Here is a 16,467-nt window from a genome sequence, read left to right as displayed (position 1 = left end):
CTCAATCGACACGAACGTCGCTCAACATCGATTGAATATCGTGCAATTTGTCTCGATTATACGCAATCGACGTGCTGTGTGCCGACCCGTGCTCAGCCGCCGCTGGCATGCGTCCCATGCGTAACAATGAATTAAGACATCGCCCGGCCGGGACGGTTTCATCGATGCAGGAAAACGGGAGGGCGGGCGATGGCAGGGCTGAAGTCGCCGGGGCTTGCAAAAAGGGACGTCCGGGATAGCGGTTGCGGCGGGATTGTGGCGGCGGGATAATTCCCGGGCCGACGTGGTCAATCCTACTTTCCCCCTTCGTCCACCTTTTTTGGACGCATCCAAACGCCATCATGACCGACGCTCAAGATCCGAAATCGCCGCAGCAGCCGTCCAAGCCCGAATCCGATACGAGTAAGAGCGCAACCTCGCCGACGGCTCCGGCCGCCCCGGCACACGAATCTTCAAAACACAGTGCCTCACCCGCGGACTCGCCTGCGACGCGTTCGTCCGAGTACGTGGAGCCCGCGTCGCCCGCCACGCTGCGGGCCACGGGAAAGCCGGTGGCCGGTACGGCCGAAGGTTCTGGCGATATGCCGCCCAATCCCGACACGCTGACACGTCCTGCGCCGCCTGCCGAGCAAAGCAGCGCTGCGCGATCCGATGGATCGGACGATTCGAAGGCCGAGACGCCGACGTCGGGCGCGCCTGCCACCAAGCCCGTCTCGCCTGCCTTGGCGGCTGAAGTGGCGTCCGACCGCAATCCGATCGGCTCACCCGTTCCGAAATCCGGTGACGACGTGAAAGCGGCCGGTGTGGGGAGTGCCGGGGGCAACATCGGCGAGACGGGGGGCGGTGCTGCTGGTGGTGCGGGAGGCGGTTCGGGCGGTGGCGAGCCACCGCATCAACCGTCGTTCGGCGCGACCGGGCCGCGTCCGGGCAGCCCGGCGTCGATGGGCGGTCAGCCGTCGTACTTGCAGGCGGGCGACTCGCCGTGGTCGGTGTTGCGCCGGATCATGTCCGCGCGCTTTCGTGCCTGGTACGACCGCGCCGGTCAGCGCATCACGCAACGCACGCTGAAGATCGGCATCTCGGCCCGTATCTTCCACCCGGAACCCGGTTCGAAGGGATTGCGTAGCAAAACGCTGCAATACCTCGAAGAGTCGATTGCGCACTGGGTGATGTCGCGCGATGTGCTTGTCTTCATGATTCCCACGGTGGACACGCAAGGCTTGCTTCACCCGAGCCACATTCGTCTGCACGATTACGCGAAGCACCTCGACGGGCTGGTCTTGCAGGGCGGGGCCGACGTTTCGCCGCTCACCTATTCGGAAGTGGCGACGCGTCACGAATGGCAGGGCGACCGCATGCGCGACATGTACGAACTCGAACTGCTCCATGAGTTCGTCGAACAGGGCAAGCCGATTCTCGGCGTCTGCCGTGGCTGCCAACTGATCAACGTGGCGTTCGGAGGCACGTTGCATCAGGACATTGCGACGGATTTACCCGAAGCGATCCCGCACGTCACGGAAACGTACGAGCATAATCGTCACACGCTGACGTTCCCGGAGGGTTCATCGCTCGCGCAAATGCTTGCGCCGGTCGATGTGCCGATCGTCAACTCGATTCACCATCAGTCGGTCAAGACGCTGGGGCGAGATCTGAGCGTGGAGGCGGTGTGTGCGGAAGACGGTGTGGTGGAGGCGATTCGCTACCGCAAGGCGCCGTTCGTGATGGGCTTGCAGTGGCACCCGGAATTTCACCGCGCAGGCGGTCCGGAGTTTCTGGATTGCACGCCGGTGCTGGACAACTTCCTGCGTGCCGCACGCGAGACGCGTTTCTGATGTGATGAGCCGACGGGCGGCGCTGTTCGACGCAGCGCCGTAGTGTCCCGGCAATACGCTAATTCGTCGGCGCAATAAAAAATGGCAGCCCGGAGGCTGCCATTTTCATGTCAGGAGCACCGCGATACGACTGTCGGTGCTCACGCCACTTCGATGCTTAGAAGCGATGACGGATGCCCGTGCCCACAACGGTTTGCGAGCTGGTCGACGACATACCGCCGGCAGCGCCGACACCGGCTTGGAGGCCCGTGCCTTCGTTGTCGGAGATGTGCTGGTACGAACCCGTCAGGTACACATCGGTGCGCTTCGACAGACGGTAGTCAGCTTGCAGCGTAACGGTGTGGAACTTCGGCTTCTTGTCCGTCGAATCTTGCTTGGCCATCGTGTACGTGTACGCGGCCGACAGCGAGACTGCCGGGGTCAGCATGTAGCGACCGTTGACTTCGAAGTTGTCGAACTTCAGGCCGTCGTTGCCGAAAGCAACTGCGGTGCTGTTGTAGTTCAGACCCGTCAGACCTTGCAGTTGGGTGTGGGTGTACACCAGGCCGACCGTTGCCGGGCCGAAGGCGTAGTTACCACCGATACCCCAGACGCGTTGCTTCGACGACTGGAACACCGAATCACCGCCTGCCGACGTGTCGACAGCGCCCGTGCCGTTGTTGTTACCCGGATTGCCTTGACGCTCCAAGTAAGCAGCAGCAACCGTCAGCGGGCCGTTTGCGTAGTTCACGCCGGCGCTGAATGCACGGTTGTTGGCGAAGTCGCCAGCCTTGTTCGAGAAGCCATACAGGCCGCCGAACGTCAGGCCGTTGTAGTTGGCGCTCGAGTACTTGACCGAGTTGTTCACACGGAACGAGTTGTTCGTGTTGTCGTTGTCATACGGGTGCGAAGCGATCGTGCCGCCGAACGACGAACCGTTCAGGGTCAGCGGTGCCAGGTAGTCGACCAGCGAGTCGTACTGACGACCGATCGTCACAGCGCCGAAGCGGTCGTTTTGCAGACCAACGAAGGCTTGACGACCGAACATGCGGCCGTTTTGGCCCGACGTGCCGTTGTTGATCGAGAAACCGTTTTCCAGCACGAAGATGGCCTTGTTACCGCCACCCAGGTCTTCCGAGCCCTTCAGGCCCCAACGGCTGCCGTTGATCAGGCCGCTCGTTGCACGGAAGTTCTTCGAACCCGAAGCCGACGACGTCGTCGAGTTGCTCGTGTAAGCGACGCCAGCGTCGATCAAGCCGTACAGGGTGACGCTGCTTTGAGCGTGCGCGGTCATCGAGAACGCGCCGACGACGGCAGCGGCAAGAAGAGTTTTTTTCATGGTTTAAGCTCCAGTAACGTGACACGAATCGCAGAATTCGCGTGTAAACAGAACGCGGCGAAACAGAACATGTCGAGGTGACGATTCATCACGCTTCATCACTCGCGGACCCGTACAGCTATCGGCACTGCTCTGTTGACAGGGGGCAGTGTATGAGTCACCGCTACTCCCGCCTATTTCAGAATCCGCAAGAATCTATTTCAGATATGAAAAGAATCTGTGAGACGCGTCCTAAAGCGTTGTCGGACAAGGGATTGGCTTGATTAAGCGTAGGCGAGAAATCGCGATGCAAGTGATGTGTGTTGCGCTCGGGACACAGTGTGGTGTGCAAGTGAAAGCGCGCGCGAAGCGTTGCCAGCACGGGTTTTGCGCGCGACATGCATGTTCGCGTTAAGTTCCATCGCGGTGAATGCATGCGGCGGTGACGTCTCGCGCGCCCGATGCGTCGCATGAAAAGTGCGATGTGAATTTGTATGAAGAGTTGAGTGCGTTGCTGCGATGTGCGACGTCGCTATATAGAGAGCGATTCATCGTCATGTCAGGTGGCTGCCATCTGGCTGTCATCGGGCTCACTTACTCGCGCGCATTGAGCCATTTCCGAGATGTTGGCAAGCGCATGAAATCGTTGCGTGCCAAAAAGGCCTTTATTTATGGGGTTTTACGGACTATTGCGAGTCTCCGAATAATTCATTGCGTCGAATGATGACAATGATTTTCGCATGCGCACCTATACTACGTTCCGCGAGAAGTAGACTTTTGCGTTGAGTGAAAAGTCTCCAAACCTTGGCGCGGCCTCATTGGCCGCGCTTTTTTTTGCCTGCAATTTTCTTGTGGGAAAAACTAGGCGTAATGCCTTGTGCTGAGGGCTTCGCCGCAGTCTCGAACATGCGGAATGCTCAACTGCTTGAGCTTGCGATATAGCGATGCACGACAAAATCCCAACGTGCGCGCGGCCGCTGAAATGTTCCAGCGATGCTGTGCGAGTGCTTGCAGAATGCGTTCGCGTTCCTGATCGTGTGATTCGTGTGACGCGTCATGTGCACGATATTGCGTGTGCGAAGCAATGCTGACGGTATGGGCCGTTTCCTCGATCCGAGCGTCGCGCGCCTCTTCGTGGCGATTCACCGGAGGTGTCGAATGCAATGTACGCGACGACGCAAGTTCCGGCGGCAGATCGTCCACACACACTCTTTCCCCGCTCATCACGGCACACGCGTATCGCAATGCCGCGCGCATCTGACGCAAATTCCCCGGCCACGCATGCGTGAGCAGGCACGAGAGCGCGTCGGGCGTCACGCGCGCGAGCGCCTGGTCGACACGCATCTCCGGCCATTCGTCGCACAACATGCGCGCGATGAGTTCGCACTTGTCGCCGCGCTCACGCAAGGTGGGCAGCGTCAGCACGCCGACGGCAATCCGGTAGTAGAGGTCTTCACGGAACGTGCCTTGTGCGACGGCGCTTGCCAGATCCTGATGCGTAGCGCAGATCAGTTGGACGTCCACCGGCACCGGCTGACTTGCCCCTAGGGGTGTGACCTCACGTTCCGATAGCACGCGCAGCAAACGCGTTTGCATCGCGTACGGCATGTCACCGATTTCGTCGAGGAACAGCGTGCCGCCATCGGCTTGCTGCATCTTCCCTTTCATCCCCCCGGGCAACGCGCCGGAGAACGCACCGCGCTGATAGCCGAACAGTTCGCTCTCGATGAGATGCTCCGGCAGCGACGCCGTATTGATGGCGACGAACGACTGTCTGCGTCGCTCGCTGTACTCGTGCAACGCGCGGGCAAGAAACTCTTTGCCCGTGCCCGTCTCACCGAGAATCAATACGGGCAGGCCACGGTCGACGAAGCGTTTGCCGCGCGCGAGCAAATCGCGCATGCGGGCGTCGGTGCCGCACAGATCGTCGATGGCGAGGTAATCGGGCCTGAGTTGATGGGAGGCCTGGGCCGGGGCTGGAGCGGCTGGCACGCGTACGACACGCTCGGCAAGCGCGGCAATGTTGTTGAATGCGGTATTGGCACTATGGGCACTGGCTGCGCCGAGGGGGGCGGCGTGGCCGACAGGTCGAGCGGGGGCGGACGCTACAGCGAGGTGAGCGGGCATGACTTGTCTCCTTCTCGTATTGGTACGAAAGGGCGCCGTCGGTGGCTTGTGGCCTGGCGATTCCTGACGTCTCTTTATGTCGCGGCCGGCTCGGGTGACCTACCGCCAAAGCAGGATACGACCGCGCAGTCATAACATCCAATACAATATTGATGCGCTATTAATACCTCAGGGGTATCAAATGATCGAGTTGCGCCATTTCCAGTACTTCGTGGTACTCGCGCAGACACTGCACTTTGGCCGCGCAGCCCAGCAGTTGCACATCTCCCAGCCGCCGCTCTCGCGTCAGATTGCGTTGATGGAAGCGGAACTGGGCGTGCAGTTGTTCGAACGGACGAACCGCAGCGTGCGGCTCACGCGGGCGGGTAATCGCTTCTATCAGGACGCAGTGGAAATCCTCAACGCCGTCGATCGGGCGCGTCGCAACGTGGTGGCGGCAAGCCGTGGGGAAGATGGCGCGATTACGGTCGGCTTCATGATGTCTTCGGCGTACAACATCCTGCCCGCGCTCACGCGGACCTACGCAGCGGCGTTCTCGCGCGTCGACATGAAGCTTGCGGAGACGCTGCCGAACCTGCTGGCAGAGGCGGTGCGCGCTGGCCAGACCGACGTCGGCATCATGTATCGCCCTGAGGATCTGACCGGCCTCGACACGGCAACGGTGTTTCGCGAAGAGATGGTGGCGGTGATTCCGCGCACGCACCCGCTGGCGAAGGTGCGCGTGCTCGACGCCGCACAGCTTGCCGAGGAGTCGTTCGTGAGCATTCCGCGCGAGATCGCGCCGCTCGTCTACGATCTGGTCGTAACTCACTGCCGCCGCTCCGGTTTTTCGCCGCACATCCGGCTCGAAACGAACCTTCAGCAAACGATCATCAACCTCGTGGGGGAAGGGCTGGGTGTGGCGATGGTGCCGATGTCGATGAGCAGCGCGAGTGCGTCGGGCAATGCGGTGTTCAAACCGCTGCGCAACGCACCGGTGGCCGAGGTGGCGCTGCTATGGAGCCGGGACAATCACAATCCGTGCGTGGCGACGTTCGTGGAGAATGCGCGCAGCGTGTGGCGCGAGATGCAGCGTGCGCCCGGCGCGCGGCTGGTGCCCGATCTGCCGGACACCAGCGTGCTTTGAGGCCAAGAGGCGTTGTGCGCGACGATCCCGTCGCGCCAGCCTTCGTCAGATTTCCAGAATCCCGGCGGCAACGAAGCCGCCGTCGACCGGCAGGATATGGCCGGTGATATACGACGCGTCGTCCGACGCGAGAAAGCTCACCGCACCAGCGATTTCATGCGGCTGTCCATAGCGTCCGAGCGGCGTCGTCTCCGTGTAGTGACGGCGCGAAACGTCCGAGTGCAGCACTTTGGTCAGCGGCGTGTCGATGGGGCCGGGAGCGATCCCATTGGCGGTGATACCGAAGGGGGCGAGTTCGATGGCCATCTGGCGCGTCAAACCGATGACCGCGGCCTTCGACGTGCCGTAAGCCGTGCGTCCGGCACTGGCGAGAATGCCCGCGACCGACGCCAGATTGACGATCCGTCCCCAGCGCTGCTCGCGCATGAGCCGCGCGGCATGCTGTCCGCACAGCAGGGTGCCCGTCAGATTGACGGCCATGACCTGATGCCAGTGATCGAGCGGGTAGTCGAGAAACGGGAACGTCTTGGCGACGCCCGCATTGTTCACCAGCACGTCGCAGCGCCCATGCCGCTTGGCGATCTGCGCGAAGCCGTCGGCAATCGACGCCTCCTCACCCACGTTCATGCCCAGCGCCCACGCGCGGCCACCTGATGCACTCAGCGCTGCGGCCGTCTCGGTCGCCGCGCCTTCGTTCAGATCGGCCACGACAACCGTCATGCCGTCCTTGACCAGACGTTCGCAAATGGCGGCGCCGATACCCATTCCACCGCCCGTGACTACTGCTACCTTCTCCGTCATGCTATGGACTCCTAAATGTACTGATGGCTACAGCACGGGCCCCGCCGCCAGCTGCGCGGCGGAGCCCGTCGGTGATACCGCGAAACCGTTAAGGGGTTAGCGTTATTTCAGGAAACCGATCGAGATCCAGGGGATGAAGACCACGATGAGCAGGGCGACGAGCAGTGCGCCCATGTAGGTCCACATCCGATTGAACACCTTGTCGGGTGACGTCTTGCCGATGGCGCACGCAGCGTAGAAACCCACGCCCAGCGGCGGTGCGAACAGGCCCATCCCCATCGAAAGGATGACGACCATCGCGTAGTGCACGTCGTGAATGCCGAGCGAGCGGGCGACCGGGAACAGCAACGGGCCGAACAGCACGATGGCCGGAATGCCTTCGAGCACGCTGCCGAGCACGATGAACACGACCATCGAGATGAGCAGGAAGCCGACTTGTCCGCCCGGCACACCATGCATCAGGCCGACGAGCTTCGCGGAGAAACCCGATTGTGTGAGCGCCCAGGCCATGGCCGTCGCCATGCCGATGATCAGCAGAATCGCGCCGGAGAGTGCGGCCGTTTCCGTGAGCAGCGGATAGAGGCGTTTGAAGTTCAGGTGCTTCTTGAAGGCGTGGACGATCAGCCCGATCACGATCGTGTACGCGATACCGATGGTCGAGACTTCCGTCGCCGTAGCCGCGCCTTCGATCACCGCCGTACGGATCAGGATCGGCAGCGCGAGGGCAGGCAGGGCCACGATAAACGTCTTGCCGATGACGCCCCACGGTGCGCGGCGTGCTGCGCTCGGCGCTTCCTTGCGCGAGCGGGCAAAGCACACGACGACGATGGCAAGCGTGGCGATCACGGCGGGTAGCAGGCCGCCGACGAAGAGCGCAGTGATCGACACGCCGCACACCGCACCGATGGTGATGAGCACGAGGCTCGGCGGAATCGTCTCGGTCATGGCACCCGTGGCGGACAGCAGCGCCACCAGGTCTTCCTGCTTCGAGCCGCGCCGTTGCATTTCGGGGAAGAGTGCCGGAGCAACGGCAGCCATGTCGGCCGCCTTCGAGCCGGAAATGCCCGAGACGAGGAACATCGCACCGAGCAGCACGTATTGCAGGCCGCCGCGCACGTGGCCGAGCAGCGACGCCATGAACTCGATCAGACTACGCGCCAGACCGCTCATCTCGATGAGCGCGCCCAGCAGCACGAACAGCGGCACCGACAGCAGCACGAGGCCGGACATGCCTTCGTCCATGCGGCTGACGACGATTTGCAGCGGTGCGTCCGTCACGAGCGCCAGATAGGCGAGCGTGGCGGTCCCGAAGGCAAACGCAATCGGAATGCCACCGGCCACGCATGCGCCGACGATCAGCACGAAGAAGATCAGCAAGTTGTAGTTGCCCATCGCGATCAGCGCGGGACGGCCGAGCCAGAGCGCCGCACCGAGGGCGGCGACGAACAGCACGCCGAGGCCGAACTGACGCGCACTGGAGCAGCGCGCCATGCGCGAGATCGCGGCAATGAGCATGAGCGCCGCGCCCACCGGCAGAGCGGCTGCGCGCAGCCCGTCGGGGATTTCCAGCGCCGGCGTGGTGATGTCCATCTGTTCGATGGCATGCGTGTACGCGGGCATGATGATGAGCGCAACGAACACGCACACCGTCAGCGCGGCCATGGTCTGAAACCAGTCGCGCCAGGCAGCGGGAAGTTTGTTGACGATGGCGGACAAGCGCATGTGCTCGCCCCGGTCGAGGGCAAGCACCGCGCCGAGCATCGAGAGCCAGATGAACAGCATCTGCGCGAGCTCATCCGACCAGGTGAGCGGATTGTCGAACCCGTAACGCGAGACCACGCCCGCGAGCAGGATGAGAGTTTCCGCCACCACCAGCAGCACGGCAACCGCCTCGGTGACTTTCATCACCGCGCGGTTGACGTGGCAGAAGAGGCGGGCGAGCGCGTGCGTCGGCTCGGCCGTCATCGTCAACGTTTCCATTTACGCGAGCTTCCCAGTGTACTTTTCCAACATGGCCCATGCTTCATCGCCAAACTTCTTGTGCCATTCCGCGTAGAAACCAGCGGCGCGAAGTTTGTCGCGGAACTGCTCGTTGTTCGGGGCGTTGAACACAAGACCCTTCTGCTTGAGCTCGGCCGTCACACCTTCGTTGAGTTTGCGCACGTCGTCGCGTTGCGCCACGGCGGCGGCGTTCACGTTGGCGGTGACAATCTCCTGAAGATCCTTCGGCAGCTTGTCCCACTTCTGCTTGTTGGCGAGGAACCAGAAGCCGTCCCACATGTGGTTCGTCATCGAGACGTACTTCTGAACTTCGTAGAGCTTGGCCGTGGTCAGCAGCGCCAGCGGGTTTTCCTGCGCTTCGACGATGTGCGTTTGCAGGGCCGAATAGACTTCGGCGAAGTTGATCGACGTGGGCGACGAATCGAACGCCTTGAACATCGACGTCCACAGCGGGCTCGTCGGCACGCGGATCTTCAGGCCTTTAAGGTCGGTCGGCGAGTTGATCGGACGGCTGCTCGTGGTGATCTGGCGATAACCGTTCTCCCAGATCTTGTCGAACGCGAACACGGTCGTCTTTGCGATCTGGCCGCGCACGTGCGCACCGAGATCGCCGTCCATGGCGGCCCACACCTGGCTGTAGTCCTTGAACGCGAAGCCCACGCCCGAAATCTGCGCGGCCGGCACGAGCGTGCCGAGAATCAGCGGCGAGAGCGTGAAGTAGTCGATTGCGCCCGAGCGAATCTGGCTCAGCATATCGCTGTCGGATCCGAGCTGATTGTTCGGATAGATCTGAAAGTCGATGCGGCCTTTTGATTGTTCGGCGATCTTCTGCGCCATCTCCTTGGCGCGGATGTTCATCGGATGGCTGACCGGCAGGTTATTGGCGAACTTCAATGTGAATTCGGCAGCGTGCGCCTGCGTCTGATACAACCCCGTAGCGGCGGCGGCCGATGTGGCGGCCACAACCTTGATGAAGTGGCGGCGGTCCATGGTGCTCATACTGCTGTCTCCTGTTTATTGGTTTGGTGACTGCGTCTGAAGCGCGGGCCGTGCACACGTGCTGCCATGCAACGACCCGGCCAACTCGGAAAAGTGGCTGGCTAATCTTACGCAAATCGAATGCCAGTTCGGCATCCGAACGGGAAAACCCTTACGTTGTTAAGCATTAGTGAAATCCCGGGGGCGGTGCCGCGTGTCGGCCGCGCGCCTTTCATCAGGCGCAACAAGCCTTCGCGAGCGTGTCGCGGGTATGGTGCGATTTGCTGCGCGAGCGAGGCTCGGCCGAACCCAGCAAACATGCGGGTGTGACACCTGTCGCATTTCGTCGACGCCTTGCGACACCTGTCGCAAATGTCGCCACGCCCGGTGCGACAGGTGTCGCACGCATTTCGGCATGTCGGACATTGCTGCGGCACAGCAAATTTTCTTCATCCGGCGTGCTTAAGAATTCACTTGATGGGCCGGTGGCTCCCGCTTTACGCTTGCGTCAATTGCACAGGTGCCACAAGCACCGCATGCGCCACAAGCGCGGCAAGAGAACGACCTCGCAACGACGACTGACCGAGCCGTCGATGTGACAGATCAGGCGTTACGCTGCCCACGTCGACCGTACGTAGACGCCTTGCAGGGATCTGGCATCGAAATTGCTCACCGGAGTCTGGATGACCCCAATTTTCCGGAGACACTTCATGGTTGCTGCATGCCTTACCGGCTGGGCCCACTCCCAGTTCGGCAAACTCGATAACGTCGACGCCGAGGTTCTGCTGGCCGACGTCGCCCAGGCCGCCCTCGACGATGCGGGCCTCTCGCCCGAACAGATCGATTCCATTCACGTCGGTACCTTTAACGGCGGTTTCCTGTATCAGGACTTCCCTTCGTCGCTCATCTTCAACCGCATTCCCGGCCTGCGTTTCAAACCCGCCACGCGCTACGAAAATGCGTGCGCGACCGGTTCGGCCGCCGTGCACGGCGGGCTGCAATCCATCGAAGCGGGCAAAGCCACACATGTGCTCGTGATCGGCTTCGAGAAGATGACCGAACTCGCCACGCCGCAGGTCGGTGAAGTGCTGCTCAAATGCTCGTATGCGCGTGAGGAGGCCGGGATTCCCGGCGGCTTCGCAGGCGTGTTCGGCACCATCGCGCAGGCCTATTTCGACCGCTACGGCGATCAGTCCGACGCGCTCGCGCGCATTGCCGCGAAGAACCACCGCAACGGCTCGGTGAATCCGTACGCCCATATGCGTCGCGACTTCGGCTACGACTTCTGCCGCAATGTCTCGGAGAAGAACCCGTTCGTGGCCGGTCCGCTCAAGCGCACCGACTGCTCGATGGTGTCGGACGGTGCGGCTGCACTCGTCATCTCCAAGGCGGACGTCGCACGCAGCATGCCCAAGGCGGTCGGCTTTCGCGCCGCCGTGCAGGTCAACGACTATCTGCCGCTCTCGCGACGCGATCCGCTGGCATTCGAAGGCGGTCAGCATGCGTGGCGTCAGGCGCTGGGCGTGGCCGGGGTGTCGCTGAAGGACTTGTCGCTGGTCGAGACGCATGACTGCTTCACCATCGCCGAACTCATCGAATACGAAGCGATGGGGCTGGCCAAGCCGGGGCAGGGCGCGAGTGTTCTTGCGGAAGGGTTGACGGAAAAGAACGGGCTGCTGCCGGTCAATCCGTCGGGCGGTCTGAAAGCGAAGGGGCATCCGGTGGGGGCTACCGGTGTCTCGATGCACGTGATGGCGGCGATGCAACTGACGGGTACGGCGGGCGACATGCAGATTCCCGATGCGAAGCTGGCGGGTGTCTTCAACATGGGCGGCGCGGCCGTGGCGAACTACGTGAGCATTCTCGAAGCGCGCTAAGCGTGCCGGGCGATCAAGGAGACGAGAAATGCTCAAGAAGGTCATGAACCTCGGCCGGTTGTTGGCCGACGTCGCGCGGCGGCACCCGGACGAAGCTGGTCTGATCGTCGGCGACAACGTAGCGACGTGGGGCGAGATCGACGCCCGCGTGAATGCTGCCGTCGACGCGCTGCGCAAGCTCGGCGTGAAGAAGGGCGACAAGTTGCTCGTGCATTCGCGCAACAACCTGCCGATTTTCGAGAGCGCGTGGATTGCGTTTCGCCTCGGGGCCGTGTGGGTGCCGACGAACTTCCGTATCACCGCGCCCGAAGCGGCGTATCTGGGGCAGTCGAGCGGCGCCTGCGTGATGATTTACGACGCGGGTTTCGAAGGCCACGTCGATGCGGTACGTGCGGCGTCGCCCGCATTGCGCCACGTCATCGCCCTCGGTGCGCCGCGTGCGGGCGAGCTGCACTACGAGACGCTCGTCGCCGAACACATGGGTGCACAGGGGTACGAGGAGGAGGTGGAGTACGAAGATCCGTTGTGGTTCTTCTACACCTCGGGCACAACCGGCCATCCGAAGGCAGGCGTGCTCTCGCACGGGCAGATGGCGTTCGTCGTCACCAACCACCTGGCCGATCTGATGCCTGGCATCACGTATCGCAGCCGCTCGATGGTCGTCGCCCCTCTTTCGCATGGCGCGGGCATTCACGCCATCGTCAACACCGCGCGCGGCGCGGCCAGCGTGTTGTTGCCGGGCGAGAAGATGGATGCGGAACAGGTCTGGCAGGCAATCGAGCGTCATCGGGTCGACAACATGTTCACGGTGCCGACCATCGTCAAGATGCTGGTGGAAGATCCGGCGGTGGACCGCTACGACCATAGCTCGCTGCGTTTCGTGATCTATGCGGGCGCGCCGATGTACCGCGCCGATCAGAAGTACGCGTTACATAAGCTGGGGCGCGTGCTGGTGCAGTACTACGGACTGGGCGAGGTGACGGGCAACATCACGGTGCTGCCGCCGTGGTTGCATAGCGATGACGACGATGCGCCCGATGCACGCGTCGGCACATGCGGGTTGCCGCGCACCGGCATGGAAGTGGCGATTCTGGACGAGCAGGGGCAACGCCAACCGGCGTTCGCGTCGGGTGAAATCTGCGTGCGCGGTCCGGCCGTCTTCATGGGGTATCACAACAATCCGGACGCCAACGCCAAGGCGTTCAAGGACGACTGGTTCCACACCGGCGACCTTGGTCATGTGGATGCGCAGGGGTTCCTGTACATCACGGGCCGGGCGTCGGACATGTACATCTCGGGTGGCTCGAACGTTTATCCGCGCGAGATCGAGGAAGCGCTGCTCACGCATCCTTGCGTGTCGGAGTGTGCGGTGCTTGGCGTGCCCGACCCCAAGTGGGGGGAGAGTGGGCTTGCGGTAGTGGTCGCCCGGGAAGGCATGGCCGCTCAGGCCGATGAACTGCTCGGACATCTCGAAGCGCGTATTGCCCGCTACAAGTGGCCGCGTCGCTTCGTGTTCTGGAGTGCCATGCCCAAATCGGGCTACGGCAAGATCGTGAAGAAGCAAATCAAGACGATGCTCGAAGAGCAAGGAGACTATCGACTATGAAACCTGCGCTTTCACGGGTCTTTCAACATGCAGGCGCCCCCACGTTACCCCGTGTGGAAGACTGCGTGTTGAGCGGGCAGCACGAACTGCGCGTGACGATCCGGACTGGTGCCAATCTCGGCGAGGCTTTGCGCGCGGCGTTATCCCGCTATGCGTACGGCGGCGGCGTCGGGCGTTTCTGTGCGGGGACCGCGCGAGGTCTGCGGTACCACATGATCGAGAACACGACGGATGCGGATCGTCCCTTCGGCTATGGTCAGCCGGTCGACGAGATGCGCGAAGTCGATCTGATCGGCGGCGCGATTACCGTGGGCCGAACGGCCGATGGCGCGACGTTGATGCATTGCCATGCGGGCTTCTCCGATCCGTCGGGCGAGCCACACGGCGGGCATCTGATTCTCGATCACACGTGGGCCGGAGACGAACCGGTGGTGATTCGTCTGTGTCTCTTTGCGCACGGCGGTTACGTGACGGGCGACGACGAGGAGACGCGGTTCCATCTGTTGCGTCCGGTGGCGGGAGAACTGTCATGAGCGTCGCGCTGGATGTTCCGGTCGCCATCGAGAATGGCACATTAGGCAGGTTGGTGGTGGCGCGTCTGAAGCCGAATCAGGATCTGACGGAAAGCATCGAGGCGCTGTGCGCCGAACATGCGATTGCGCGCGCGATCGTGCGTGGCGCGGTCGGGAGTCTGATCGATGCAAGGCTGGCGTTTCGCGCGGGCGACGGCTGGCGCGAGAGGGTGGTGAACGGTCCCGGGGTGGAGATCCTCAACGTGTTCGGTGAGGTCGATGCACGCCCGGGGGCGGCGAGTGCCATGCCGATGCTGCACGGCATGGTGGCGGACACCGAGGGGCGCATGTTCGCGGGACGCTTCGTGCGCGGCGGCAATCTCTCGTTCATTACCATCGAGGTGACGTTGCAGGAGTGGTTGCCTGCCTGAGTGAAGGTTTGATTGAGCGCGGAGTGAAAGGCGCGGTTGGCGCGTCGATGGGGAGTCTGCGGACTCCCCATCGTTTTTTGAGACGGTGCGGCGATATCGGCGCTACTCGCAAAGGAACGATTCGATGGCGCTCACCAGTGCAAGCGGCGTCTCGTTCATGGGGTAGTGCCCTGCGTTGGCGATGACCTCGACGCTCGCGTTCGCATAACGTTGCAGATAGGTGCGCCGCATCAGATCGATATCGAACACCGGGTCGTGCTCGCCGACGAGCACTCTGATAGGCGCGTCGACATGGAGCTGGTCGCTGAAATCCGTGTCCGCCCACGCTTGGAAATAGGCTGCGAAGGCCCCCATTGACGAATGCGTTGCCGAGTAGGCGGCCTTCCAGTTGATCCACGACGCTGGCAGTCGGTGGCCCGTGCTGCGGGCGATGATCGCCATACGATCTTCGAGCGAGGCTGCGGCGTTCTCGAACAATGCGCGACGCGCTGGATCGAACGATATGCCGCCGCAAGGCACGGGCGCGACAGGGATCAGTTTGCGCACGCGTTGCGGCGCAACGGCCGCAATCTTTTCGATGGCCATGCCGCCCATCGAGTGCCCGATCAGACTGAACGTGGTGAGATCCATGGCATCGGCCAGCCCGAGGGCGTCCTGAGCGATTTCGTCGATGGTGTAAGCGCCTCGGGCGTCACGCATGCCGCCATAACCGCGATAGTCCATGAAGACATAGCTGAAAACATCGCGCGAAAGCCAGGGTTCGCAATCGTGGAAGGAGCGGGCGTCGCCGAACCAGCCGTGTAGAACGAGCACGGCGTGCGGGCCGTGGCCGACGCGTTGAAAGGTATTGGGCATCTTGCTTGCGGAATCAGAGTGGGACGCGCTCATCCTAACGACACGAAAAGCTGCCCGCCATCGACAGTGGGTCATTCACTGTAGAATTCGGGCCATGAGAAACGTTTCAATCGATCAATACGAGCATCTGCCGCGCAGTGTGGTGGTTGTCACCAACGACTACCCGGCGGGACTCACATTCCGCGCGCATGCTCACGCGCGCGGCCAGTTTGCGTTGGCGTCACGCGGCATGATTACCGTGTCGACGCCGGAGGGCCGCTGGTTCGTGCCGCCGCAGCGGGCGTGCTGGGTACCTGCTGGCGTCACGCACGAGATGACGATGAGCGGGCCAGTGAGGATGCTCAACACCTTCGTGACTCCCGAGGCGTCAGCGTCCGCGGGACTCCCGACCGAGTGCTGTGTGTACGCGGTGTCTGCGTTGCTCAGGCAATTGCTGGACGACGCCATCGACCTGCCGCCGATGTATGACGAAGACACGCGCGAGGGCAAGCTCATGGCGTTGCTGCTGGCGGAGATCTCGGCGATGCCGCGCCTGATGCTCCATGCGCCGTTGCCTGCCGATGCGAGGCTCGCGAAGGTCTGCCGCAAGGTGTTTGCGTCGCCGTCGATGGCGCTGGATCTCGATGCAGTCGCGGCGATGGCGTCGATGAGTCGCCGCACATTCACGCGACACTTTCGTGAGGAGGCGGGGGTGAGTTTTGCGCAGTGGCGTCATCAGGTGTGTCTGATGGCGGCGCTCGAGCGCTTGAGTGACGGGCAGTCGGTGACGCGTGTAGCGCTCGATCTCGGGTACGGCAGTCCCAGCGCATTCACCGCAGCATTTCGGCGGGTGTTGGGAGATGCGCCGAGCCGGTATCTGACAGACCTCCCTTAGTCGCTGCCGTCTTCGTCGTTTTTGGTGCTGTGACCGCCGTTCTTACCGACGCGACCACTGGCACGATTGCCGTCAGTCGTCCTGACGCCAGAAATACATCGAGGCGCCCCTTGCGAGTGCGCCCCGATGTACTTTGCAACGTTATTGATG

The 16,467-nt window shown here is 62.3% G+C and carries 13 protein-coding genes; 7 read left to right on the top strand and 6 right to left on the bottom strand.

Annotated features, from left to right (window positions below; all coding sequences use genetic code 11):
• Positions 1-341 precede the first annotated feature (341 nt).
• Entirely contained in the window at positions 342-1,832 is a 1,491-nt protein-coding gene (locus tag NA29_RS19385) for a type 1 glutamine amidotransferase (protein ID WP_039400656.1), read from the top strand.
• Between the two features lie 157 nt (positions 1,833-1,989).
• On the opposite strand, the gene NA29_RS19380 is transcribed toward NA29_RS19385, so the two are convergent.
• Positions 1,990-3,150 carry a porin gene (locus NA29_RS19380; protein ID WP_039400647.1) on the bottom strand — a complete coding sequence of 387 codons (1,161 nt, stop codon included), beginning with the start codon at positions 3,148-3,150 and terminating at the stop codon, positions 1,990-1,992.
• An 840-nt stretch (positions 3,151-3,990) separates the two neighbouring features.
• Entirely contained in the window at positions 3,991-5,256 is a 1,266-nt protein-coding gene (locus NA29_RS19375) for a sigma-54-dependent Fis family transcriptional regulator (protein ID WP_084103947.1), read from the bottom strand.
• Between the two features lie 181 nt (positions 5,257-5,437).
• Between NA29_RS19375 and NA29_RS19370 the strand changes: the two genes are divergently transcribed.
• Positions 5,438-6,382 (top strand): LysR family transcriptional regulator, encoded by a 945-nt coding sequence (locus NA29_RS19370; protein WP_039400645.1) that lies wholly within the window; start codon positions 5,438-5,440, stop codon positions 6,380-6,382.
• A 45-nt stretch (positions 6,383-6,427) separates the two neighbouring features.
• On the opposite strand, the gene NA29_RS19365 is transcribed toward NA29_RS19370, so the two are convergent.
• The 3 genes from NA29_RS19365 to NA29_RS19355 form a co-directional block, all read right to left on the bottom strand.
• A complete protein-coding gene (locus NA29_RS19365; RefSeq protein WP_039400643.1) occupies positions 6,428-7,183 on the bottom strand; it encodes an SDR family NAD(P)-dependent oxidoreductase in 756 nt (251 codons plus the stop codon).
• Positions 7,184-7,285: 102 nt separating this feature from the next.
• Positions 7,286-9,148 (bottom strand): TRAP transporter large permease, encoded by a 1,863-nt coding sequence (locus NA29_RS19360; RefSeq protein ID WP_052253316.1) that lies wholly within the window; start codon positions 9,146-9,148, stop codon positions 7,286-7,288.
• Between the two features lie 15 nt (positions 9,149-9,163).
• Positions 9,164-10,183, bottom strand: a complete 1,020-nt coding sequence (locus NA29_RS19355) for a TRAP transporter substrate-binding protein (protein WP_039400640.1) — start codon at positions 10,181-10,183, stop codon at positions 9,164-9,166.
• Between the two features lie 689 nt (positions 10,184-10,872).
• Between NA29_RS19355 and NA29_RS19350 the strand changes: the two genes are divergently transcribed.
• From NA29_RS19350 to NA29_RS19335, 4 genes are read left to right on the top strand one after another with little or no spacing between them, the layout of a single operon-like run.
• Complete coding sequence (locus NA29_RS19350; protein ID WP_039400636.1) at positions 10,873-12,039, top strand: acetyl-CoA acetyltransferase; 1,167 nt, start codon at positions 10,873-10,875, stop codon at positions 12,037-12,039.
• A gap of 28 nt (positions 12,040-12,067) precedes the next feature.
• Positions 12,068-13,645 (top strand): acyl-CoA synthetase, encoded by a 1,578-nt coding sequence (locus NA29_RS19345; RefSeq protein WP_039400633.1) that lies wholly within the window; start codon positions 12,068-12,070, stop codon positions 13,643-13,645.
• Positions 13,642-14,178, top strand: coding sequence for a PPC domain-containing DNA-binding protein (locus NA29_RS19340; RefSeq protein ID WP_039400630.1), 537 nt, complete (start codon positions 13,642-13,644; stop codon positions 14,176-14,178). The genes NA29_RS19345 and NA29_RS19340 overlap by 4 nt, the downstream gene beginning before the upstream one ends.
• Entirely contained in the window at positions 14,175-14,588 is a 414-nt protein-coding gene (locus NA29_RS19335; RefSeq protein ID WP_039400626.1) for a PPC domain-containing DNA-binding protein, read from the top strand. The genes NA29_RS19340 and NA29_RS19335 overlap by 4 nt, the downstream gene beginning before the upstream one ends.
• A 102-nt stretch (positions 14,589-14,690) precedes the next feature.
• Here NA29_RS19335 and NA29_RS19330 read toward each other — a convergent pair whose 3' ends face one another.
• A complete protein-coding gene (locus NA29_RS19330; RefSeq protein ID WP_039400622.1) occupies positions 14,691-15,443 on the bottom strand; it encodes an alpha/beta fold hydrolase in 753 nt (250 codons plus the stop codon).
• A gap of 94 nt (positions 15,444-15,537) precedes the next feature.
• Between NA29_RS19330 and NA29_RS19325 the strand changes: the two genes are divergently transcribed.
• Entirely contained in the window at positions 15,538-16,317 is a 780-nt protein-coding gene (locus NA29_RS19325) for an AraC family transcriptional regulator (protein WP_039400619.1), read from the top strand.
• Positions 16,318-16,467: the final 150 nt, after the last annotated feature.

Source organism: Pandoraea sputorum, from assembly GCF_000814845.2.
In the GTDB taxonomy this organism is placed as follows: Bacteria; Pseudomonadota; Gammaproteobacteria; order Burkholderiales; family Burkholderiaceae; genus Pandoraea; species Pandoraea sputorum.
Note: the sequence above shows the minus strand (reverse complement) of the source record. Positions and strands in the feature narration are given on the sequence as shown.